The organism is Olivibacter sitiensis DSM 17696 (assembly GCF_000427965.1).
Classification (GTDB): Bacteria; Bacteroidota; Bacteroidia; order Sphingobacteriales; family Sphingobacteriaceae; genus Olivibacter; species Olivibacter sitiensis.
The window spans coordinates 56085-81126 of sequence record NZ_ATZA01000022.1 but is presented as its reverse complement, the minus strand read 5'-3'; the positions used below and the strand labels follow the sequence as shown (position 1 = coordinate 81126).

13 protein-coding genes are annotated in these 25042 nt (G+C 44.6%); 5 read left to right on the top strand and 8 right to left on the bottom strand.

Features of this window, described 5'->3' with window-relative positions; all coding sequences use genetic code 11:
- The 4 genes from A37S_RS24625 to A37S_RS0112675 all read right to left on the bottom strand — a co-directional run.
- The coding region (locus A37S_RS24625) for a PKD-like domain-containing protein (RefSeq protein WP_036602403.1) at positions 1 to 3954 on the bottom strand (3954 nt) is incomplete at its 3' end.
- Complete coding sequence (locus tag A37S_RS27500) at positions 3951 to 4286, bottom strand: hypothetical protein (protein ID WP_169719493.1); 336 nt, start codon at positions 4284 to 4286, stop codon at positions 3951 to 3953. The genes A37S_RS27500 and A37S_RS24625, both read right to left, overlap by 4 nt.
- A 929-nt stretch (positions 4287 to 5215) precedes the next feature.
- On the bottom strand, positions 5216 to 5800 hold the full coding sequence (gene ruvA, locus A37S_RS0112680; RefSeq protein WP_028297309.1) for a Holliday junction branch migration protein RuvA: 585 nt from the start codon (positions 5798 to 5800) through the stop codon (positions 5216 to 5218).
- 44 nt (positions 5801 to 5844) lie between these two features.
- Positions 5845 to 8115, bottom strand: a complete 2271-nt coding sequence (locus tag A37S_RS0112675) for an NADP-dependent malic enzyme (protein WP_028297308.1) — start codon at positions 8113 to 8115, stop codon at positions 5845 to 5847.
- Between the two features lie 325 nt (positions 8116 to 8440).
- Here A37S_RS0112675 and A37S_RS0112670 point away from each other — a divergent pair, with 325 nt between their 5' ends.
- Positions 8441 to 11158 carry a hypothetical protein gene (locus tag A37S_RS0112670; RefSeq protein WP_028297307.1) on the top strand — a complete coding sequence of 906 codons (2718 nt, stop codon included), beginning with the start codon at positions 8441 to 8443 and terminating at the stop codon, positions 11156 to 11158.
- Positions 11159 to 11226: 68 nt separating this feature from the next.
- Here A37S_RS0112670 and A37S_RS0112665 read toward each other — a convergent pair whose 3' ends face one another.
- Both A37S_RS0112665 and A37S_RS24620 read right to left on the bottom strand, forming a co-directional pair.
- Entirely contained in the window at positions 11227 to 12345 is a 1119-nt protein-coding gene (locus A37S_RS0112665) for a sensor histidine kinase (RefSeq protein ID WP_084163890.1), read from the bottom strand.
- Positions 12346 to 12349: 4 nt separating this feature from the next.
- Positions 12350 to 15838 (bottom strand): hybrid sensor histidine kinase/response regulator, encoded by a 3489-nt coding sequence (locus A37S_RS24620; protein ID WP_036602402.1) that lies wholly within the window; start codon positions 15836 to 15838, stop codon positions 12350 to 12352.
- 352 nt (positions 15839 to 16190) lie between these two features.
- On the opposite strand from A37S_RS24620, the gene gcvP reads away from it, so the two are divergent.
- Positions 16191 to 19079 carry an aminomethyl-transferring glycine dehydrogenase gene (gene gcvP / locus A37S_RS0112655; protein WP_028297305.1) on the top strand — a complete coding sequence of 963 codons (2889 nt, stop codon included), beginning with the start codon at positions 16191 to 16193 and terminating at the stop codon, positions 19077 to 19079.
- A gap of 70 nt (positions 19080 to 19149) precedes the next feature.
- Here the strand turns inward: gcvP and A37S_RS0112650 are convergent, their stop codons facing one another.
- Together A37S_RS0112650 and A37S_RS0112645 are read right to left on the bottom strand one after the other, a co-directional pair.
- On the bottom strand, positions 19150 to 20460 hold the full coding sequence (locus A37S_RS0112650; RefSeq protein ID WP_028297304.1) for a hypothetical protein: 1311 nt from the start codon (positions 20458 to 20460) through the stop codon (positions 19150 to 19152).
- Positions 20461 to 20493: 33 nt separating this feature from the next.
- A complete protein-coding gene (locus A37S_RS0112645) occupies positions 20494 to 21042 on the bottom strand; it encodes an NUDIX hydrolase (protein WP_028297303.1) in 549 nt (182 codons plus the stop codon).
- A gap of 374 nt (positions 21043 to 21416) precedes the next feature.
- Here A37S_RS0112645 and A37S_RS0112640 point away from each other — a divergent pair, with 374 nt between their 5' ends.
- Genes A37S_RS0112640 through A37S_RS0112630 form a run of 3 tightly spaced genes read left to right on the top strand, consistent with a single transcriptional unit; the run spans position 21417 to position 24938 of the window.
- A complete protein-coding gene (locus A37S_RS0112640; RefSeq protein ID WP_028297302.1) occupies positions 21417 to 22388 on the top strand; it encodes a hypothetical protein in 972 nt (323 codons plus the stop codon).
- Positions 22389 to 22437: 49 nt separating this feature from the next.
- Positions 22438 to 24162: a tetratricopeptide repeat-containing sensor histidine kinase gene (locus A37S_RS0112635; protein WP_157278626.1), complete on the top strand. Its 1725-nt coding sequence runs from the start codon at positions 22438 to 22440 to the stop codon at positions 24160 to 24162.
- Positions 24162 to 24938, top strand: coding sequence for a LytR/AlgR family response regulator transcription factor (locus tag A37S_RS0112630; protein WP_028297300.1), 777 nt, complete (start codon positions 24162 to 24164; stop codon positions 24936 to 24938). The genes A37S_RS0112635 and A37S_RS0112630 overlap by 1 nt, the downstream gene beginning before the upstream one ends.
- Positions 24939 to 25042: the final 104 nt, after the last annotated feature.

Below are 25042 nucleotides of genomic sequence, written 5' to 3'. Positions count from 1 at the left end.
GGTCGTCTCCTCGTTTACGGTAACCGTCGATACCGTTGAGCTTGCCGTGCCACAATCGCTGCTTACCACCACGTAGTAGTAGTAGGTGCCCGAGGTGGCCGTCGATGGCGTATAGGTAGAACTCGTGGCTCCGGCTATCGCCGTGCCCCCCGTGTTGCTGTTGGTCGTGTTGCTGTACCACTGGTAGCCCAAAGTACCCGTGCCGCTGGCCATAACGCCAAGTGCCGTGGCGCTCTCGTCAACGCAGTAGACCGCGCTCGCCTGTGGCTGGCCGGTGATGGTCGTCTCCTCGTTGATGGTAATGGTAGCCACACCAGAAGTGGTTGAACAAGCTCCATCTCCCGATACCACCACGTAATAGTAGTATGTTTCAGGAGCGTTTACCGTTGGCGTATAAGTTGCAGAAGTAGCGCCGCCGATCAAGACGCCGCCCGTGTTGCTCGCCGTTGTATTGCTATACCACTGATAGCCCGTGCCGCCAGATGCAACGACTTGAAGGGCTGTTATAGTCTCTCCCTCACAGTAAGTATTGCCAGCAGGCTGTGTAGTAATAACAGGAGCGGCTGTCACTGTGATGGCCAATTCAGATGGGTTACTTTCGCCGCAGGCACCATTTGCAACTACAGATAAAGTACCCGAGGTGGCGTTGGCTGCAAAGGTCAAGGTGACACTCGTTCCCGTGCCGTTTATCGTTACGCCTGTGCCGCTATAGCTCCAGGTATAAGAGGTAGCCCCACTTACTGCCGCAATGCTGTATGATTGGCTGGAAGCAGGGGAACATACCACCGCTTCGCCTGTAATGCTGCCAGGTGTTGCCGGAGTGGCATTCGTATTGTAGAAAAGAACATTACTGATACTCTCGCAAGAAAAATTGTAAATATAGCCATTACCAGAGTAGGCAATTCTACGGAAATAGGTAGGAGCTGTTACAGTATTTGGATTGTATTGCTGTCCATCGGCACCAGGAATATCTGTCCAGCTTATGCCATCCGTAGAACGCTGCCACTGAAACGTGAAATTATTATTGTTGCCACCAGTAAGTGTCCCGCCTATGTCGTACTCGTTAATAGTGCCGCAATTCTCAAGTATTGTTGACGGCACTATCACATTGTTAATAACAGGCATTACAATGAACCTTACTATATTGCTCGATTCATCAACGCAGCTTGGAGCGCCAGCCACTACCATCCGTCTGAAACCCGTTCCCGTAGCAGTCAACGTTCCTGGATTGTAGTCCTTACCGTCTGCTCCTGGAATATCGATATCATCATAACCCCATGGATTATTCAAATCATTTGGATTGGTATTTATCTGCCACTTATAAGTTACTCCCGGACCAAGATCGGTACCGACGATCGTAAGATCGGTACCTTCGGTGGTGCCGCCGCAAAATTCGGTCACTGCTGGTGGCGTAATCGTATTTTCAGGAGACACCGTTACCGTCACGGTAAACGGTTCGCCTACGCAGGTGCCCGAAGTAGGCGTTACTGTATACACTACGGTGGCCACCCCATTTCCTGTATTGGTCAAGGTTTGGCCAATGCTGGTCTGACCAGTGGCCTGTGCACTGGCACCCGTCACGCTCCCTGTTATGACGGGATCTCCCCAAGTGTATGTTGTACCTGCCGGAACGCCCGTTGGCGTAATGAAAAAGGTATCCCCGCTGCATACTGTCACTGTTTGATTGTCTACGGACGGAATGGGATTTACAGTAATGGTACCAGTCAGCTCAGCCGCAGCACCTGTACCACCTGTAGTAGTCAATGTATAGCTGAATGTGCCAAGCACAGTGGGTGTACCTGTAATCGTGTATATTCGAGTTGCCGGATCAAACGCACCTGTGACGCCTGCCGGCAAGCTGCCACTTAGATTTACTCCAGTAGCCGATCCACCCACTTGATAAGTAATGGTCTCTAAGGTTTCGCCCAGACACAACAACTGATTGTCTGTTTCATTTGCTGAGGTCAACGCGATATAGGGAAGCGGTACCGGGGTCACGCTACTTACATTATTATCTACATTTTCATCGTTTTGAGCCCCCTGTATAGTAGCTGTATTGGCATACTCTCCTGTTGGCCTTACGGTGGCAGTGATCGTCAACGTTGCTGTTGCATCCAGTCCCATTGCCCCTATGGACCAAAGGCCTGTATTAAAATTGTAAGCCGACGTACTTGGAACAGCATTGTGTGACACATAGGTATAACCTGAAGGAAGTATATCTGTTACCGACACCCCTGTAGCATTGCTAGGCCCATGGTTGGTAGCAGTAATGGTAAACGTGACTTCTGAGCCTACGGCAGGAGCCATGTTACTAACCTCCTTCACGACTCCTAAATCGGCACATAGATTAACAGCAACCGGAAGTGATTGTATCCCAGGCCCGCAATCCAATGTATATGACACGGAGTAACTGCCCGATATGAGTGCCTCATAAGTATGCGAATTGGCGCCCCTGATGGGCGAACCATTTAGATACCATTGGTAATTTGAATGTCCTGCATCGGCAGTTAAGGTATTCAAAGCACAGCCACCAGAAGTATTAATTTGGGGCTGCAAGGCTTGCTCTGGAAATGGGGTAAGGAAAGAGGCCATGGAAAAACCTGCGCCACTCTGGATCATCCCAATAGTCATGCGCACATCACTGATAAGGACAATATTAGTTGGGCTACCAATTGCCTCATTTGTAAAGGTGATCAACTCATATCCAGAAGCCCCTAGAGTGACTCTATTAACGCCAGTGTGCGTCATGATATCCACTCCATTCAGCTCCACAACGGCTGCTGGTGACGAAAGTGGCAGAAAAACATAGCCAAAGTAAGGCAAAGTACCACTATTGAAGTTCGTAAACCTAACGTTCTGCACATGCTGTGACCCACCACATTCAGAAAGCGGTGCCAAGGTATAAGCCTCAATTTCGCAACCCGATGCTACACCAGAATAGGCCGCTATACTTTGAGTGGTAGTAATCCTAGTGCTGGAGAATTGCTGCCCATTCACACCGTGCTCAAAGCTTTGAAAATCTCCTGGATTGTTCAATGTGAAGGACGAAGCGCCTACCTGTGCACCACTAGCATTATAATGGATCAAATTGACCACCGTATTTGCTGCCGTAGCCACCACCGTTGTTTGCTCCGCAACAGCACCATCAGTGCCACTACCACCATTACCACGTATCACAAAGTAATCATTTGCCAAGGATGCCGTTGGTACCATCTGGTTTGAGGCCCCGTCGAAGCAGCCCCCATAAGGGCGGTCGTAATGAGCTCCCATGTTCATAACCACTGGTCCAGAGCTCTCAATTAAGGCACCTATATATTGTCCCTCAAACAGGTAACTTTGCCCCGCATTGAGCGTCGTAAGTACCGTACCGTTTCTAGATACAGTAGTATTGTCTTCCAAGGCCATTACCGAATAAACCGGATAGTGATTTCTACCATCGCGCGTATCCAAAATCCCATCTCTATAATAGCCTATTCGAAAAGAAGTACCGATAGCCGGATCGCCAAAGCTGAACAGGTTAGCATTTCCTTTGATATTTGCATCGGGGCCCGAAGAGTCTGACGCTACATTGCGTATACTTACGGAGATGGGTTCATCAGCAGAAACAATCAATCCCACGCCGCTCAAAACCGTATTATTGGCATTTCGAGGTGCACTGCCCGTGCTACCTGTAAACCTATAGGTGACAGGAGCGCCACTGGAAACTGACAGCGTGGTCACGAACGTTCCATCGCTCCTGTTTACGGTAACATTTATCGGTGTAGTGGAATTGGTAGCAACCACCAATTCATTGGCATTAGAGAAATAAGACCAAGATGCCGGCGCTATATAATGTGTCCGGTAAGTCTGTCCAAAAAGGTTCAGGGAACATAGCAACATAAGGGCTACTAACCCGATTAGGTGCCGCTTATATAGATTTAGAAACATCATGCTGCGAGATAGATCTTTTTTCATATACTTAATGATGATTTGAACTCTAGGAAACAATGACCAAGCTTGGAGAAGATGCCTAATACCCTTCTTGTTTTTATAGAGATAATATGGTTATCGGAAAGAGCGTGAACATAAACTTTCAAATCTAAATTCAATTCTTCCTGTTGAAAAGTGCAAGAAATAGAAAATCGGAATTGTCCAAAAAAACAAATTAACTTGGAAAACCACGGGATACAACTTGTATATAATTGCCGTGCCTTTGCCTCCTTATCAAAGGAAAACAAAAGGCCCAAGGCCAATAGGGCTGTCTTTAGCAAAGAAGAAAGCGATAACTGATGTAATTCTTTTTTCATATAAATTATGATAAAGTATCTGTTAAGTCTTAAAAAAAATATGGTGAGGTGCCGCAGGGTCTTCGAAGCTATTCGCTGCAAATGACCATACCAGCACCATTTTAAAAGCAATTATTTATGGTATGCAAAAAATGTGTGTATACGGATTTTTTAGATTTGTTGACGGTTGACATCCCTTTAGATTTAAGCTGATAAAAATTTTCTCTATAATTACGTTTTATAAAAATAAATTAACCAAATCAAATCAGATCACTGTTAAACAACTAATTATGAGTCTGTTTTAAACAAAACTGATATTGAAAGTCTTTTAATTCCCCAACATTTTGCCTTTACACCCCACAAAAATAGTATATAGTCTCAAAAAAAAACTATTTTTATGACAAAAAAATATAAATATTTAATCCTATATTTAATTTATTTCATTAAAACATCACATAATTATAACATGAATAAATTATCGGGCGTGTTTCGATAAAAAAATAATGCCACTGACAAGGGAATTATGGAGAAGGCACACGCGATACGGAGGCACACGCGGCACGCGTGCGCCAGTTATTTTGGGGGGACTGTTACCTATAAAGACTTAAAAAGTCTCCTTCCCACAGGCCATATGAACTTTAGTAAGTCGCCTTTATATAGACTTACTAAAGTCCCTCCCCTCAGTCCATTTGAACTTTAGCAAGTCGTCTTTATATAGACTTACTAAAGTCTCCTTCCCACAGGCCATATGAACTTTAGCAAGTCACCTTTCCCGAAGAAACTTACTAAAGTCTCCTTCCCACAGGCCATATGACTTTAGCAAGTCGTCTTTATATAGACTTACTAAAGTCTCCTTCCCACAGGCCATATGAACTTTAGCAAGTCGTCTTTATATAGACTTACTAAAGTCCCTCCCCTCAGTCCATTTGAACTTTAGTAAGTCGGGCAGCTTACAGGTTTTTCAAAGCCAGCTTGATTAAGGCCTCTACGGTGGTAGCTTCGGGTTGTGAGGAAACAATTCGATCGAGAATTTTTTCGGATTGCAATTTATTGTAGCCAAGTACAAGCAAGGCAGAAAGGGCTTCTTCCTTTGTAGACGAAGGGATGGCTATTTCCATGAGTGCTCCGTCGCCTTCTTTTTTAAGTTTGTCCTGCAATTCGAGTATTAAGCGCTGAGCGGATTTGGGCCCTATCCCCTTGATGCGCTGTATCTGTTTCACATCGCCCTGCACAATGGCAGTCTGTATTTCGTTTGGGTTAATAGAGGAAAGGATCATCCTCCCCGTGCTTGCACCTATACCCGATACCGAAATTAAATGATGGAAAAGCTTTCGCTCTCCTTTATCTACAAAACCGTATAAGGTGTGGGAGTCTTCCTTGATCTGAAGACTGGTATATAGCTTCGCAGAAACCAAATCCTTGATTTGCTCGAACGTATACAATGAAATATGCAGGTGATAACCTACCCCGCCTACATCCAGGACAACATGGGTGGGGTGCTTTTCAATTAATTTGCCGGATAAGTAATCGTACATTTTTAGATGTGAGATTTGCGATATGCGATGTGCGATGTGCGACATCAAAGTTCTTTTTGCTGGGCATCTACGACGGCAATGGTAATCATATTGACGATTTCTCGCACGGAACTGCCCAGCTGCAACACATGTATGGGCTTGTCCATACCCAGCAATATGGGCCCTACCGCTTCGGCCTCCCCCAATTCCTGCAATAGCTTATAGGCAATGTTCCCCGATTCCAGATTAGGGAATATAAGCACATTGGCAGGTTGGCCGTTGAGCGTACTGAAAGGGAAATTCTCCTCCAGCAGCCTGCTATTGGTTGCAAAATTGCCCTGCATCTCGCCATCTACCACAATATGCGGATATTTTTCGTGCAAAATCCTTACCGTTTCCCTCATTTTCACGGGGATATCGCCTTCGTTGGAACCAAAATTGGAATAAGAAAGCAAAGCGATTCTCGGCTCAATGTCCATTTTCTTCACGGCATTGTACAACAGCACGGTAATATCTACCAACTCTTCGCTGCTAGGATTCTTGTTTACGGTAGTGTCGCCAAAAAAAACTGGTCCCTTTTTGGTGAGCATCATGTACATACCCGCCAGCTTGCTTCCTTTTTTGGTACCTATCACCTGCAAGGCAGGTCTGATGGTAGCGCCATAGTTCTTTGTCAATCCAGAGATCAAGGTATCCGCCTTCCCAAATTTCACCATGGCTGCTCCATAATAGTTTCTGTCCTGCATCAATTTGGTCGCTTCGATCAAACTGACTCCTCGGCGCTGCCTTTTTCGGTACAGTTCATCTACATACTTCCGGAACTCCCGGCTGTCTAGCTCTTTCTTTGGATCAATGATTTCCACATCGGCCAAATCAAGGCCATACTCATCCATGATGCCCTTGATCTTGTCTTTCCCTCCCAATAAAATAGGAATGGCAATACCTTCTTCTTTCACGATCTGTGCCGCGCGCAGGATCTTGTAGTTGTCGGCTTCTGCAAAGACCACCCGCTTGGGGTTTTGCTTTGCGGCCATGCTCAAGGTACGCATCAGCAAATCGTCTTGCCCCAGGCGTACCCGAAGTTCGGTTTTGTAGGCTTCCCAATCCTCTATCGTGGTACGTGCTATGCCCGATTCTATAGCCGCTTTTGCCACTGCCGGTGCCACTACCGTAATCAGCCTCGGGTCATTGGGTTTCGGTATTATATATTCCCTACTGAAACGCAGGTTGTTGACGTTGTAAGCCAGATTGACCGACTCCGGCACGGATTCCTTGGCCAATTGTGCAATGGCGTATACGGCCGCCAGTTTCATTTCCTCATTTATCCCTTTGGCACGCACATCCAGGGCGCCACGGAAAATGAAAGGAAAGCCCAGCACATTGTTCACCTGATTGGGGTAATCCGAACGGCCAGTGGCCATGATGATATCGGAGCGCGTTGCCACGGCCAGGTCGTAGGCTATTTCCGGATTGGGGTTGGCCATGGCAAAGACGACAGGCCTTGCAGCCATCTTTTCCAACATCGCCGCCGTAAGTACATCCGCAGCGGACAATCCGATAAACACATCGGCACCCGCTATGGCGTCTTCCAGCGTATGGAGATCCTTGCTCGTGGCAAACTCGGCTTTTACCTGATCGAGTTTATCGCGATCCTTCCGTATCACACCTGCACGGTCTATCATGACAATGTTTTCCTTCCTAGCTCCCAGCGACTCATAGATGCGCGAGCAGGATATAGCTGCTGCCCCTGCCCCATTGACCACAATGTTGACATCTTCCAGTTTCTTGCCCTGCAACTCGCAGGCATTGATAAGCGCTGCTCCAGAGATAATGGCCGTACCATGTTGGTCGTCGTGCATGACAGGGATAGACATTTCTTCCTTGAGCCTGCGCTCTATCTCAAAGCACTCGGGCGCTTTTATATCTTCTAGGTTAACACCACCAAAAGTCGGCTCCAACAACTTCACCGTACGCACAAACTCATCTATGTTCTTTGTATCCAATTCCAGATCGAACACATCGATATCTGCAAATATTTTAAAGAGCAGGCCCTTCCCCTCCATCACGGGCTTGCCAGCTTCCGGCCCGATATCTCCAAGTCCCAGCACCGCTGTGCCATTACTGATAACAGCTACCAGATTGCCTTTTGCCGTATATTTATAAACATCCTCTTTGTTGTTGGCTATTTCCAAACAGGGCTCGGCCACCCCAGGTGAATAGGCCAATGTAAGGTCGCGCTGCGAGTTGGTCGGCTTTGTGGGGACAACCTCTATCTTACCCGGCCGCCCCTTGGCGTGATAATCCAACGCGTCTTGCTTGCGATTTAATTTACTCATAATTTAAAATAGAACTTAATCTTCAACCTACAATAATAGTTAGCAATATTCTGGTGATACAACAGGGCATCACCAACGCAACAAATGTATTATTCTTTTACTGATGACGAAAGGAAAGCACAATTAAATTTCCTTGAAAACTTTACCAAAGTTTGCCTGCGCCAGGGCCTTCCGCACAAATTGGTAAAGTTCTTAAGCTTCGAATTTAGGGGTATTACTTTATCAGCTTTTACTAAATAATGTTAAATAGCAAATTATCCCCATGCAATACCTGAAGAAATGAATATCTTAGCCCTTGTTTTTTTGTTAAAAATTTTTTGCTCATATGCGTTTACAAGGAATATTTTATACACTTTTTTTCATTTCACTTTCATTTTTTGCTACAGCACAATCCAGGCAACCTACCGTCAATATCAATACCATAGTGGAGCGCACCAACACACTGGCAACACAAATGCCTTTTGAAAAGGTCTACCTGCACTTCGACAAACCTTATTATGCGGTAGGCGATACGGTATGGTTCAAATCATATGTGATGAATACCCATTTACCATCGGCCATCAGCAAAACCTTATACATTGAGAGCATCAACGAAAGGGACTCTATCATGGGTACTTTCTTGATAGGCCTGGAGGACGGTGTAGGCGAGGGACATATCTTGCTTGATCCCATGAAATACAAGCAAGGAAATTATCGCATCAGGTCCTACACCAAGTACATGATGAACTTTGACCCAGCCTATTTTTTCAACAAATCATTGACAATAGCCGATGTTTTCAACAAAAGAGTAAGCACCCATGCCAACTTCTCTGCCAAAAGTGATGCTAAAAGCACCGTTATTGGCGGAACTATACGCTATACAAATGAACGAGGAGATCCCGAGGCCAACAAGCGGGTAAACTGGGAAGTTGTACGGGGTACGGAAAGCTTATTGAAAGGTCGCGGCACGACCGATAGTCAAGGTCTACTCAAGGTCAATATCAGCCATTCCGATGCTCAATTATTAAAAAATGGCACTTTACACACCGTCATCAGCCTCACGGAAGACCGCAATACGTTTGCTGATTTTGCATTGAAAAAAGCATTCGATATCCCTGACGTGCAGTTTTTTCCCGAAGGTGGCTATCTTATAGCCGATATCACTAGTAAAGTCGCTTTTAAGGCTGTGGCTCCCGATGGGTTAGGTGTTGAGGTGGAGGGTACTATTATAGATCAAAACAAGCAAGAGGTAGCCAATTTCAAGAGCAACAAACTAGGCATGGGGGCGGTCTCCCTTACGCCTACGGCAGAGGCAACCTATACCGCACAGGTAAAACTGCCAAATGGCACAACGCGAGCTTACGCACTGCCCAAGGTGCGACCTTTTGGCATCACTTTCGCAATCGCCGAAAAGGATGACAGCTCCTATGCCGTAGAGATCTTGTCCAATGGCACCTATCTGGAACAGAACAAAGGGAAAACTTTTTCCGTGGTGGCACAAAGCAATGGGGCTATTTATTATGCTGCACAAAGTGCGCTGAATAGCGAGAAGATCAGCACTGTAGTACCCAAGGACAAGTTTCCAAATGGCATTGTTTCCTTCCACCTGTTTTCCCCTACGGGAATCCCACTCAGCGAAAGGCTTGTGTTCAACCAAATAGATTCGCTGTTAGACCTTAAAATAACAAGTGACAAGAAGAGCTATACCCCAAAAGAACAGGTCACATTAAACGTCTCCGCGCTGGATAGCGGCAAAGCAACCCATGGCAGCTATTCCATTGCCGTGGTTGACGAAACGAAGGTGCCAATGGATGAAGATGGTTTCACCACTATTTTAACTTCCTTCTTGCTCACCTCGGACCTGCAAGGTTACGTGGAGAAGCCAAACTATTATTTCAATAAAGCCAATGAAAATGCCAAAGCAGATTTGGATGTACTATTGCTCACGCAAGGTTATAGACGGGTAGACTTCAAGAAAATCATTGCCGACAAGGCGGATGGCATTGTTTTTTTGCCCGAGCAGGGAATAGACATCAGAGGCAGCTTGCGACAGCTGAATGGTTTGCCAGTTGCAAATGGTAAGCTTCAAATGAGTATCAAAGGTAAAAAAACACAGTTGGAAACACTCTCGGATGTCAATGGAAATTTCTCCTTTTCCAATGTGATGATAGCCGACTCGTCGGAAGTGACCATCAGCGCAAGGAATAATGACAACTACCGAAATCTGAAAATAACGCTCGAAGGAGACAATTTTCCAGCCGTCACTCCTTCTACCGTCGCGGCAGACAACATCGTAAACATCGATAGTACCATTGCTCCATATATCCAAAATAGCGAACGCCAATATCGTATGCAACGCATGAATATGCTGGATGAAGTAGTTATCACGGCAAGAGCAGCACCTAAGCCAAGACATACGGAATACCCTGCCCTATCTGGGCTGAGCCCGGTACCCGACCACTTCATAGACGGTTCACGGTTTACCGGCTGTAACATGCTCATTCAATGCCTGCAGACAGCAGCTATGGGACTCACCTTCATGGATAATTTCTTCTATGTGACCAGGGACTACAACCAGGGTAGCCGAGTGCCTGTTCAGGTTTTCCTGAACGGCATGCCCATAGACGTAAATGGCTTGATGGGAGTCATGCCTGGTGAAGTGGAGTCCGTGGAAATATTTCTACGTGATGACTTGGGCACTGTCAACAGAACCTATCAGACGAATGGGGTACTAGTGGTAAACACAAAAAAGATAGAGACCACCCGCATTAGCAAAGAAGAGCTGGCTAATTTGCTACCCAAGTACAATGTAATTACCTTCACTCCATTGGGATATATACCACATAAGGTCTTCTACTCTCCTAAATACACACCCAGCTCAACGCCTGCGGCAGACTGGAGAACGACCATTTACTGGAATCCTGAGGTTGAGCTAGATGATGCTGGGAAAGCCACTATACAGTATTTTAATGCAGACGGCAGGGGCACCTATAAAGTATTGATGGAAGGCTTTGATGAGTTTGGCAACCTCGGCAGAAGTATCTATCGCTATCAAGTGCAGTAAAGCGACCTCTGCTAGTTATTAGTCTGTCTCCTATGTTTGCTTGCAACAAGCATAGGAGACAGACATTCTTATTTTTGCCAGGTAAAGGAGAAAATGCTTCCTCCTTGAGGATTGCTTTCCAAAGTCAGTTTTCCTCCCTGTTCTTCTACCAATAACTTTACGATATTCAATCCCACACCGGTATTGTTCTCTCTTTTTCCTTCAGCAATTACCGTTTTCTCAAAAAGATTGAAGATCCGGATCCTGTCCTCTTTTGACACTCCTTTCCCATTATCCTTCACGCAAAAACGATAATAGTAATCATCTGCGTGCTCAAAATAGATGTCAATCTCACAAATAGGCTTGTCATTGTGTTTTATGGCATTGGAAATTATATTTTGAAAAACCTGCTGTAGTTTAATATAAGGTGTATTCAATACAGGCATCGGCTCAGCAATGCGCACCACTACATTTTCTCCCAATTTCAGCACCTGCAATATATGTTGCAACAAATTTCCAACGTCTACAAAAGATTTCTGGCTATCTTTTACACCGGTTGCAGAGTAGTCCAATATGGATCCTATCATATGTTGCATATACCGCAAGGTATCTTGACAAAGATCAAAATTAGGTTTGAGCAATTCGGAACTAGACACCTCAGGCATTTCTTGCAGGTAGGACATCAACGACATGACACTGGTTAACGGAGACTTTAAGTCATGCGCCACCACATACATAAAACGTTCCAACTGTTGATTGATATCATTCTTCTCCTGCAATAGTTGTTTTAGGTCGCGCTGATAAAAATATAATTTCTCGAACACCTTCACCTGTTGTTGGGTGATAGCAATATCGAGTGGCTTGGACAAATAGGCTATAGCCCCCTCCTGATAGCCTCTCAAAACATATTGTTCTTCTTTATTGATGGCTGTCACAAAAATAATGGATATATGCCTTGTCTTAGAATTGGCTTGCAACAGATTGGCTACCTCATAACCATCCATCTCCGGCATTTGTACATCCAATATAATCAAAGCCAGATCGGGTGTTTTCAAGGCGATCTTAAGTGCATCATTCCCATTGGTTGCTTTCAGGAAAACACGATGGCTTTCTTCCAGCATAGCCTCAAGCGATATTAAATTTTCTTCCTTATCATCGACTAATAAAATCTTTACTTTCTTTGCCTCTTCTACCATATTATCTTCCATATTATCAGGACAACCATATTTTCAACAGAGAAATCAACTTCTGAGAGTCTACTGGCTTACTTATATAATCGGAAGCCCCTGCTTCCATACATTTTCGTTCATCTTCCGGCATTGCCTTGGCAGTTAGCGCAATAATCGGAACACCAGCCCAAGAATAAGAACTCTCCCTTATTTTACGGATCGTATCATACCCATCCATCACAGGCATCATGATATCCATCAATATCAAAGCAATCTGATCACCTTTTTCCTCCAATAGTTCTAAGGCTTCCAATCCATTTTCTGCCGTTACCACGGGGATCCCTTTGTTATCCAAAAGGGCACTTAATGCAAATATATTCCTCATATCATCGTCTACCAACAAAATAGCCTTTCCGGACAGAATACCGACCATAGAACCCGACGCTGTCTTACCAATCGACTTATATGCTACATCAAATGCCTGCACTTCCTGTTCTATTTTTTTGTTGCTTTTCAATGGAGCCTTGGTCTGGAAATAAAGATTCAGCTCATCAATTATCCGTTCGTGTGCCTGCTCTGAGTGGTAGATAACGATCGACGATATGCGTTTCAATTTTAACTCCTCATTTCTGTTGAGCTCTTTTTCCAAATAAACGATCAACTCAATTTCGTGTTTGGCCAATACCTCCTTCACCTTAATCAACTCATTCCAATAGTAGCTCAAGCGCCCTTCCATATTGTAAATCAGGCAGCAATAATTATTGGAGCTAGCCAAGCTCTCCATAGAAGACATGTCTTGAACCTCCAAACAAGGGATAGCCAACAGGCGCTTGATCAAATCCTCGAGCATCTCTCTTCTCTCCTTATTTGGTCCCATCAGCAAAACCCCATTTTTGGTATTGTCCATCTTCTGCACCAATGTGTCAAATATCATATTGATCGCCTCTATCGTTACTGGCTTGATAGTATAACCAGTTATCTGACGAGTATCTATCCCCATATTTTCTTCCGAAGAAACAACATGAATGGGAATTTGAAACATGTTTTCGTCTTCACGAATGATTTCCAACACTTGCCGCCCGTGCAGCACGGGCAAGTTCATGTCCAATATGATCGCCTTGGGCTTATATTTCCTGGCGCAATATATCCCTTCATCGCCCGCTAAGGCAATGATCGCAAGAAAGCCATTGCTCCTTATAAAATCTCTCAAAATTGTGGCAAATGCCTCATCGTCTTCCACTATCAGAATGACGTTGTCCCCAGGCATTACAGACAATCTATCATCTTCCACCAGCTGCTGTTCGATGACCGTTTTACAGATATTCTCGCTTCTCAAAGCCAAGGGCTTGGGTGTATTTGTGATCAAATTTACCGGAAGTGCTTTGTCGAGCTCCGTCGCCGTTGCTTCATCGCTGGGATCCAATTGCCTATTATCCATGGGTACCCATACCGAAAATGTACTGCCCTTGCCTACGGTACTACTCACGGTGATCTTCCCCCCCATTCTAAGCGCCAACTCCTTGCTAATGGATAGACCAAGACCAGTTCCTCCAAACACACGGTTAGTAGAACCATCGGCTTGCTGAAAAGCTTCAAAAATAGCCTCTTCCTTCTCCTTTGGTATTCCTATACCCGTATCTCGCACCACAAACCCCAATTCGTTTGTCACCTCATTTTCTGTTATATCAAGCGACACCATACCTCCAGATGGCGTAAACTTAAAGGCATTGGCCAAAAGGTTTTTTATTATCTGACAAAATCTTTTCCTATCTATGTAAAATGACTTTTGCACGTGGTCCGAGATGACAAAATCAATTTTTTTGTCTTCTGCCATGACATTGAACAACTCCTGCATATCGCTCACTACGGCTGAAGTGTCCACGAAGCTGTAAACAAAATCCACTTTGCCCGCTTCGATCTTACTTAAATCAAGGATATCATTTATTAGGTTTAACAAATCTGAACCTGATTTATGTATGATTTTACTGTAGTCTTGCTGCTTTTCCGTCAGATTGCCAGATTGATTTTCCGACAAAAGCTTGGATAAGATGAGTACACTGTTCAATGGAGTTCGCAGCTCATGCGACATGTTGGCCAAGAATTCGGATTTGTACTTGCTACTGATTTCCAACGCCTCTTTCTGCTTGGAAAGCTCCAGCCTTGTATGTTCCAAACTCTCATTTTGCGTACTTAACTCATAGTTGATTTGCCGCAGTTCCTCTTCCTGTACTCTTAGCTCTTCCTCAGAAACCATCAACTCATTTGCTTGTCGCTCCACTTCTTCATGTTTTTGAAGAAGTTCTTCCTTTTGCCGTTCCAATTGCTCCTTTTGAGCATTTAGCTGATCTACAACGACCAAAATTTGCTCGCTTTTGCGCACACTATACATGCTACTGCTTATGTTTTGCTGCACAATATTTAAAAACTCCAATTCCGAATCGTGCACCGGCCTTAGTAATCCCAGCTCTATAATACCCAGCAACTCGTCCAAATAATATAACGGTATTATGACCACGCTTCGGCAAGAAAGTTTACCAAAAGTACCGTCTATAAAAAAATGATTCTCGGGGATATTATTAATTACCTTGATGGTTTTTTGGGCCGCTGCCTGCCCCACAATACCATCGCCCAACTTACTTGTCTTCAAATGTTCGGCAAACAAACCTTTGTTGGCAATAGGCCTGAGCAGTCCTTCATTTTCATCGTATTGATAGCTTGCCGCCATTGGTATTTCCATATATTCTGTCAACTGGGAAAGACAGCTATCTATCAGATCTTTAATCTCATAAATATTTCGTGTTGCATCGTTTACCTTGCTCACACCGGTCAATGTCCAATTGCTTTTCTTCATTAACCTATTCAGCCCCTCCATTTCCTTCAATTTGTCTTTCAGACGTTGCTGTAGTTTTAACCTCATCTGAAGCTCTTTCCTAACGATAAAAACGAGATAACTAAAAGCTATGAAAACAATTACTGCGGTGAGATACACTTGAAATGACACTTTGTCTACCATCTGCCTATTGGTAGACAATCTTTCCTTGAGATAGATCTCCTCATTCTCCACAAATTGGTTGATCAACACATAAAAATCGCCTATCAATTCCTCCTCTTGCAAAGTCCTCTGCTTCAATATCTCAAATTCCGATTTGTAGGACTGTGGCGACATACCATCCCAATAGGAAGTCAGTGCGTCGATGGCCGTCTCAATTTCCGTTAATAACGCAAGTTGTGATTCATTGTCAACTATCAATCCACGCAAATTATTCACAAGCGCCTCTCCAATAACGGATAAAGAGTCTTGGGAAATCAAAAAGCGATCTTCAACAGTAGAACGGTAGGCCAACCTATTGGTTTCCATACGTATGACGACATGTTTGATCTCCTGTGCCAGATTCAGCACCTCTTGGCTATGTAAAACCATATTGGATGAATCCATCTGCTTTTTCAGCGTGATGCCGAAAAAAAGACCAATCCCGACCATGGAAACAAAACATATAAGTACTCCAACGTATAACTTATTTTTTACAGACATCGATTAATTCAAATTAAAACTGAACTAAGTATGAAAACCATTGAATTACAGAATCAACGATTTGAACACCGATTGAATCACAAAAATCAAAACAATTGTCAAATGTAAGCGAATAATTTATTAAATTGTCCTTCGTTTTTGGATTTCTTAAAAACCGAAAACATCACACAAACGGATAATTATATCCTAAAAATTTTGATTTAGCAAGTGCTCTTTGCTTTTGAACGGTAAAATTTCAATTCACGAAAAAAGTGCTTTGTTTTTTTAATAGCTTTGCGAGAAATTTGCGGGGTGATTGGTTGCAAATGCCCTTCAGAAATACACTCCAGAATTTTGACACATTCACGATCTAATGAGCTTACAAATAAATTATAAAGAGGAATTTGCCGATAGACATATCGCAACTTCTGCACAGGACACGGACGACATGTTGTCCACAATCAATGCATCGAACCTGGACAACTTGATATCGGAGACTGTCCCTGAAAAAATCCGTCTGAAAAAGGCGCTCAATCTTCCCAAAGCGCTTAGCGAAAGTGCTTATCTGAAAAAAATAAAACAGGTAGCGTCAAAGAACAAAATATTTAAATCTTATATAGGAAAAGGGTACTACGATGTGACTTTACCTACCGTAATACAAAGAAATATATTTGAAAATCCGGGATGGTACACGCAATACACGCCTTATCAGGCAGAAATTGCACAGGGTAGGCTTCAGGCTTTGCTTAATTTCCAGACAGCCATCATAGACCTGACGGGTATGGAAATAGCCAATGCGAGCCTATTGGATGAAGCCACCGCAGCGGCAGAAGCGATGTTTATGCAATATAACTTGCGCAAGGACAAAGCTGCCGACACTTATTTTGTGGATGAAAATATCTTTCCGCAGACGCTAGATGTACTACGCACAAGGGCATCATCATATGGCATTAATTTGCATATAGGGGATTTCAAGGAAGCTGAATTTACGCCTAACATCTTTGGTGCAATAGTTCAATATCCAGCCGCAGATGGCACTATTGTAGACTACACTTCTTTTGTAGGCACCCTACACGAACAGGGCAGCACACTTTGCGTAATTGCAGATATCATGAGCTTAGCGCTATTGACGCCTCCCGGCGAATGGGGAGCCGATGTCGTGGTAGGTTCATCTCAAAGATTTGGCATACCAATGGGCTTTGGAGGTCCTCATGCCGCTTATTTTGCTACTAAGGAAGCCTATAAGCGAAACATCCCTGGCCGCATCATTGGGGTATCGATAGACAGCGCCGGCAATTATGCATTGCGCATGGCCCTGCAAACGCGCGAGCAGCATATCCGTCGCGACAAGGCCTCTTCCAACATCTGTACGGCCCAGGCACTGTTGGCCATCATGGCTGGATTTTACGCAGCATACCACGGGCCAAGGGGTATTAAAGGCATTGCCGAACGCATACATGGATTGACCGTACTTCTCTCTAGCGTATTGCATGAGCTTGGGTACGAACAGTCGAACCCAGCTTTTTTCGACACACTAAACATAGCAGCTGGAGAGCTCGCCAATTCCTTGCACGCAGAAGCCTTGAACAATGAAATGAATTTCTTCTATGGGGCAAATGGTGCCATCCACTTGTCTCTTGATGAAACAACCACTGTGGAAGACGTTAAAAACATCGCCAGGGTATTTGCAAAGGTCAAGGGCAAGAGCGTCAACGACATCGATTTTGACGGTCTAGCAGAGCAGCTAGCAACTACTATTCCTAGCCACTTACAACGCCAATCGGATTTTTTGTCCCATGAGGTATTCAATAGCCACCATTCCGAACACGAAATGCTACGCTACATCAAGTCACTTGAATCCAAGGACTTGTCACTCTGCCATTCGATGATCCCCCTGGGATCATGTACCATGAAACTCAATGCCACCACGGAAATGATACCCGTAACCTGGAGTGAGTTCAGCGATATCCATCCTTTTGCCCCTGTAGACCAGGTGGGCGGCTATATGCAGGTATTGAATGAGCTAAACCAATGGCTTTGCGAAATTACCGGCTTTGCCAAAATGAGTTTTCAGCCCAATTCAGGTGCGCAGGGCGAATATACAGGCCTAATGGTCATCAAGGCCTACCACGAAGAAAGAGGTGATAGCCACCGCAATGTGGTGCTCATTCCCGCCTCCGCTCATGGAACCAACCCCGCCTCGGCCGCTATGGCGGGACTTAAGGTCATCGTGGTCAAATGTGATGATAAAGGGAATATAGATGTAGAAGATCTGAAAGCAAAAGCAACACAGTACAAGGACAACCTAAGTTGTCTTATGGTCACCTATCCTTCTACGCACGGTGTCTTTGAGGAATCCATCGTAGACATTTGCCAAATAATCCATGAAAACGGAGGACAGGTTTATATGGATGGCGCCAACATGAACGCGCAAGTGGGTTTGACAAGTCCTGCCAGCATAGGGGCTGACGTATGCCACCTCAATCTGCACAAAACATTCTGTATTCCGCACGGTGGTGGTGGTCCGGGTATGGGGCCTATTGGTGTGGCCACACATTTAGTTCCTTTCCTGCCCGGCCATTCCGTGGTAGATATCAAGGAAAACAATTCCATCAACGCCGTGGCTGCTGCTCCATTCGGCTCCGCCTCTATTCTAATCATATCGCATGCCTATATCGCCATGATGGGTGCCGATGGACTCGCAAAAGCCACCAAATACGCCATATTGAATGCCAACTATATCAAGTCTAGGTTGGAATCTCACTATGATGTACTCTACGCTGGTGCCAATGGACGTTGTGCGCATGAAATGATACTGGACTGTAGGAGCTTCAAGAACCATGGCGTAGAAGTGGGCGATATAGCCAAACGGCTCATGGATTATGGCTTCCACGCGCCCACTGTTTCGTTTCCTGTAGCGGGCACACTTATGGTAGAGCCTACCGAGTCGGAACCAAAAGCAGAGTTGGATCGCTTCTGCAATGCGTTAATAGCTATTCGCAAGGAAATAGAAAGCGTAGCCGATGGCGTGGCAGACAAAGAAAATAATGTGCTGAAAAATGCTCCTCATACCGTAGATGTCATTAGTAGCGATAGTTGGGATAGGCCCTATAGTCGCCAACAAGCGGCATTCCCACTTCCTTATGTAAAGGAACACAAGTTCTGGCCATCGGTAGGTAGGGTAAATGACTCGCATGGCGACAGGTCTTTGATCTGCTCGTGCCCTCCATTGAGTAGCTACGAGATGCAGGAAGTCGAATAGCACTTAGTAAACAAAAAAATAAAGGGCCGATACTTTGTGTATTGGCCCTTTGTTGTAGCAGTTAGACAATTTATACCGTTTTTACGAATTTTTCGTCGTAATTCTCGATATCGATAATATATTTGTTCTTAACCAAAAACTCGAACAGCGGCTTGGCTTCCTCAGAAACAGGCATATTGGCTGTGGTAATGATGGTGTCATTTTTCTTGTCCAAATATGGATAAGCATAGAGCTTCACATTTTTGCTAAAGAGTCCGCTGGCATAAGCCAACAACTCATCGGTGTAATTTTCCTTATAGTTCTTCGAATTGAATATATTGCGTAAGTTGGAAATATTGGTAGATATGCCCACATTCCGCGGTTTGAACTGCGACAAAAAGGCCGCAAGCTGATGGTTTCTGGTAAAGTTGGAAACCAGTACGTGATTGCCCGTAGCACACAGTTCTTCCGCCCGGGCGGCAAAATAGGCCAAATCGTCATTACTCAACTGCGGATGATCGTCCAGCACATTAGACATCAATACTTCAATCATTACCACCAGATCGCTATCGTCAATGCCAAGATTACGTTTGAATTGGTCGACAGCCTTATTGAACAGATCAAAATTTGGAGTCGATTTCTGTCTATATTTGGTTATCAGGATGATGACATTCTTCTTGTACAAAAAATCTTTCGCTTGTCGCGCATTGCCCGCCTTGTCAAAGATAGCTGCTGTAGCGTAGCCTTTGGCAATGAGATAGAGATTGATCAATCGTTCGTCGACATTCTGAAATGCGGGGCCCTTTACTTTTACAAAATCTATCTCTACGGCATTCGCCGCAATGTTGTCGGACAAGGACTCAATCAGCGTTTGTATATCATCGATATAAAAATAGGCCGCGAATACGAGGTTCACACCGAGAATGCCCAGTACCGCATTCTGCAACACATTGTCGCTATCCAGCAAGCGCACATGGAACATAATCTCGTTAGGCTCGCCCCCCACTTCATGCTGAAACTTGATGCCTAGCCACCCATGCGGTTCATTGGTCTTACTGAAATTCAATGTTGTGACCGTATTGGCAAAGGCAAAGAACTTCCTGTTCTGGTATTTGGATCCCGTGAGCCGCTCTGTCAGCAAATCATATTCATGATCCAACATTTTCTTTAAGCGCGAGCTACTCACATAACGCTTGTTGGTCTCGGACCCGTAAATGGCATCACTAAAAACCATGTCGTAGGCACTCATGGTTTTTGCTATAGTGCCTGACGCCGCCCCGGCCGTAAAAAAATTGCGGGCTACTTCCTGCCCTGCCCCTATCTCGGCAAAGGTGCCGTATATTTCTTCATTCAGGTTGATGCGCAAGGCCTTGCGCTTGTTTTCGAAAATTTCTCTAGCCATGCGACAAAGTTAAATAAATACCCATAATTTTGGCTATAGATGGATATAACCAAGCTCTTCCAAGGCATAAAACAGGGCTGCGGTGTGCAGCGCTTGCCCAAATTGATTGGTTTTAAGCAACTGCTTCAATTCATCAGGGCTACAGCAAATAACATCAATCTCCTCTTGCTCATCCAATGATTGCCCTTGCACCTTAACTCCACCCGTAGCCAGAAATGTGGTTGTTATATTGTTGCTAGTAGCTGGATTGGGATAGAGTACTGCCAATTCCCTAAAATCATCGAATGCGTAGCCTGTTTCTTCCAGCAGTTCCCTTTTGGCAGCCGTCAACGCATCCTCACCAGGATCTATCACTCCCCCACAGATCTCCAACACTTCCTTACCCACGCCATGACGGTATTGTTTTACTAAAATAAATTGATTATCGGCAGTCAATGCCACCATATTGACCCAATTGGGATATTCCAACACATAATATTCTGGGACAATATGTCCATTTGGCATTTCACATTTATCTTTCCTAAGTACGGCCCAAGGCGCCCGAACTAAGTATTCTGATTCTATTAATTTCCAGTTCTCCATTGATTTTTTGTCGCTATCTATCTGCTATTTAACTTCTTGTTAAGTCGAGGACCTAACTATTGGACACCCCAATAGAACACATTTAGAATGACCTAAACTGGCTCCATCGGCGATTGCGGGAGATAAATATACACACAATTTATCGCATTGCGCAGTTTAAGTTAAAATGCGTATGAATGACGGGAATACCTTCTGGCGAATTATCTTCCTGCTGCCAAAAGCATAAAAACGGCACCTAGACTAATACTTTTTATCAAAGCTGAAATTAATGGATTTCAGTTATTTTACGTCACTTGCATTACGCCTATCTTTGGCGTTTCGAAGCATCCTTTCGCATGGTGCAAAACTTATATGGTTGAACAGAAATACCTGAAATGCTCCTAACGTCTCAAGAAAACCCGAACTTACAAGAACGACTAGGTAGCGTACTCACCGCTTTTCTGGTCAGTATCATACAATATGGCATTGAATACCTCTTCGGACTCATCAGCATTATATTCTTTCCTAGCCCGTACGACACCGAATATGCCTATACCTTTACGCCTAACTTAGAGATTCCGATTGTGATAGAGTTGCTCGTCGGCTGGTTCACTGTGTACCTTATCCTCAAGATCAATATGGATAAGGGCAAGATACAACTCCAAACAATCCCCTCATTGCTCACGTTTTCATTGCTGCTGTCGATCTTAAGGCTTGCTCTGAGCTATTTTTTTATAGGTCTGCTAAATGGCTTGCTTCCTTTTATTATTGGCCACGACAGGTACCTTGATCTATTGTACAATCAATGGATCCAAGTCATATCGGTATTTGTCGAAGTTGGGGCAATTGCATTCGCCATCAAGCTTGACTATCTCATAATCAGACGTATATTCATCCAATCCTCTCAACCTAAATCTCTGGAGAAAAATGGACCTCTTGACAGTCATAGAGGTTTCCATCAAAAACTTTGCTATAACGTTCTATTTGCATGTTCGACACTGGGATTGCTTCAATACGCTGCATCCCACAGCTTAATGAGAGAGACGATAAGCTTCCTATCACCTTCACTGGGCCAGCACTTGGTTCTGAATTTGTTTATTGTACTCTTTTTTGCCAATCCCTTGCTATGTACCGTACTGGCGAGCAGAAAATCCAATTGGAAAGGTACATCTTGGCAGTTCGTCTTAATGGGTATCATCGGCGGTTTTGCAACCTGCTTTGCCACCTATTTTATTGGCCGATTTTTGCTCAACAAACTTCTAGACAGCCACAACTTGCTACTCAATGGACTGGTTATACCCTTGCTATTTTATAGTCTGTGCTATTGCTTAAACCTATTAGTGAACCAATTTGCCAGAAGGCTGTGAATTTTGTCCATTAAGGCCGCAAAATCCCAAAATTATCTATATTTATTGGATGCAATCTTTAAAACTCACTGCACTTTTGTTCTACGCCGTACTCTTACAGTATAGTACCAATGCCTATGCAGAGCCTGTCCCTCTAGAACATCAGCTACAAATCGCGGATAGCCTTATGCGACACAACCAGTTGGATTCTGCCATACTACTATATACCACGTTTATCGAACAGGCACAGCAAGAACCAGATAAAGGCCCTGCCCTGATAGGGCTGGGACAAAGCTTCCTTTTAAAGAACAAACCCGATTCGGCCCTACAGGTGTTTATTCGCGCAGTGGACATCCTCAAGAAGTCCCCTCAAGGAAACACCTTGTTGGCAGAAGCCTATTCGGGAATTGCCATCATACATGCCCAAAACAAACAATTAGCTACGGCCACATCCTACTTCAAAATGGCCCTTGGCTTGTTGCCCAATCAAGACAGCCTTCGCCTAAAGATAATGACCAACCTAGCAGGAGTGTATCTGGAACAAAAGCAATACCGCCCTGCCCGGCAAACTTTCCAGGAAGCGTTAACCTTGTCTCGACGATTGGGTTTACGCACGGTTGAAGCCGTTATACTCACCAACCTGAGTAACCTCTACATCACGCAGAAAGAATGGTCTTTGGCCGAAAAACATGCCCAAAACAGCCTCACACTCAGACAAGAACTGAACATGCCCGTTTCAACCATTACGCTAAACAACCTGGGCTATGCAAGCGTACAGTTGGGCAAACTGAAAGCTGGCATAGCGGCTTACACGCAAGCCATGCCAAACGCTAGCGCCACAGAGAAACTCCAGCTATTGGACAATCTGCAGCAGGCATATCTGGAACAAAGCGACTACCGTTCGGCAGTTACTGCATTGCATCAGCTCATCGGCCTGAAAGATTCATTGCACCAGCTCAATATGGCAGAAAAAATTGCCGAAATCAATACTGCTTATGAAACAGCTGAAAAACAGCAGCAAATAACAACGTTACAAGCGGAAAACCAGGTTCGGAAAAATCAGTTGGCATATTGGATAGGCGGTTCCTCCATTCTCTTTTTCTTCATCTTGACGGTCGTATGGCTCCGTTTGCGCAACCTGCGAACCAGGCAAGCCCTAGAACAGTCCAAGATAAAACAACAGCTCTTGCGCGCGCAGCTGAATCCCCATTTCATTTTCAATGCCCTGGACAAAGTCAAGCAATTCATCCATCACCATGATGCCGAGAAATCTACGACCTACCTCACTGAATTTGCCTCGCTCATGCGACTCATACTCGAAACGTCCGACAAAATCTACGTGAGCCTTTCCGATGAGCTCGATATGCTTCGGCATTACCTCATCATACAACAGATGGGCAGCAAGGCTCCTTTCGATTTCGTCATCAAGGTAGAACCTGGATTGGATACCGAAGATGTAAGCATCCCCGTCATGCTTCTCCAGCCCTTTGTAGAGAACGCCGTGATCCATGGACTGAAACATCGAATTGACGGCCTCATACAGATTACGGTGAGCAGAAAAAACAATATTCTATTGATCAACATCACCGATAACGGGAAAGGCATGCTCACTACGAACAACGAAAAAGAACCTGCATCAAGACGCTCTTTCGGCAATGCCATTGTACGCCAGCAAATAGAGGAGTACAACAAAACCCATAAGCAGCCCATCGTCTTGCAGATAAGCCCCGCTGAAAATGATGATGCCGATTTTCCTGGAACATGTATATCTTTGTCTATCCCGATGTTTGACTGATGAGCAATAAAGAACAACAGGTATCACTGCTAATCTTGGAAGACGATGAATCTTCCTTGTCTATGCTATGCGATACTGTGAAGAAACATTTTCCTCAGTTGGGAATATATCCCGCTAAAGACATTTCGTCTGCCGAAACACACTTTCAACAACATGTCCCTCAACTTCTCCTCCTTGACATCAACCTGCCGGATGGTGACGCTTTTTCTTTACTGAAGCATTTACGCGACAAAGAGCACGAAGACTTTCAGGTTATTTTTGTCACGGGACAAGGAGACTATGCCCTACAGGCCATCAAGCACAGCGCCCTGGATTTCCTGTTGAAACCCTTTCGCAACGAAGAACTGGTAGAAGCCATAGAAAAGGCACTACGCCAAATACACGACCTCCACTACCGGAAACAACTGGAGACTTTCCTGCATAATATTTCCTATGGCAAGGAAGAAGCGCGTATTGTCCTGAAAACGGCCGAAGAAACACATGTGATATCTGTCGCCGATATCATACAGGTAGAAGCCGACAACAATTACTGCCGTTTTTTTATAGGCAACGCTCCAGCGATTCTCATTTCCCGGCCGCTGAAAACCTTTGAGCGCAAGCTCGATTTTTCTGGATTTGTACGTGTGCATCAATCCCACTTGGTCAACCTAAGGCACATCAAGTCATTCAACCGAAAAAAACTGTTCCTAAAAATGACTGATGGCACGGAAATTCCCGTTTCCATGGGAAAGAAGAACGAAGTGCAGAGCCACTTGGACCGCCTCACTTCCTACTGATAGTGCGGCAAATCCTCAACAGAAGCCCTCAAATCCTCAAAACATGTCCAGCGCCCGCACAATGTAAGTGCGCATCGCTTATTTTTGGGTCTCATAAAACCCGT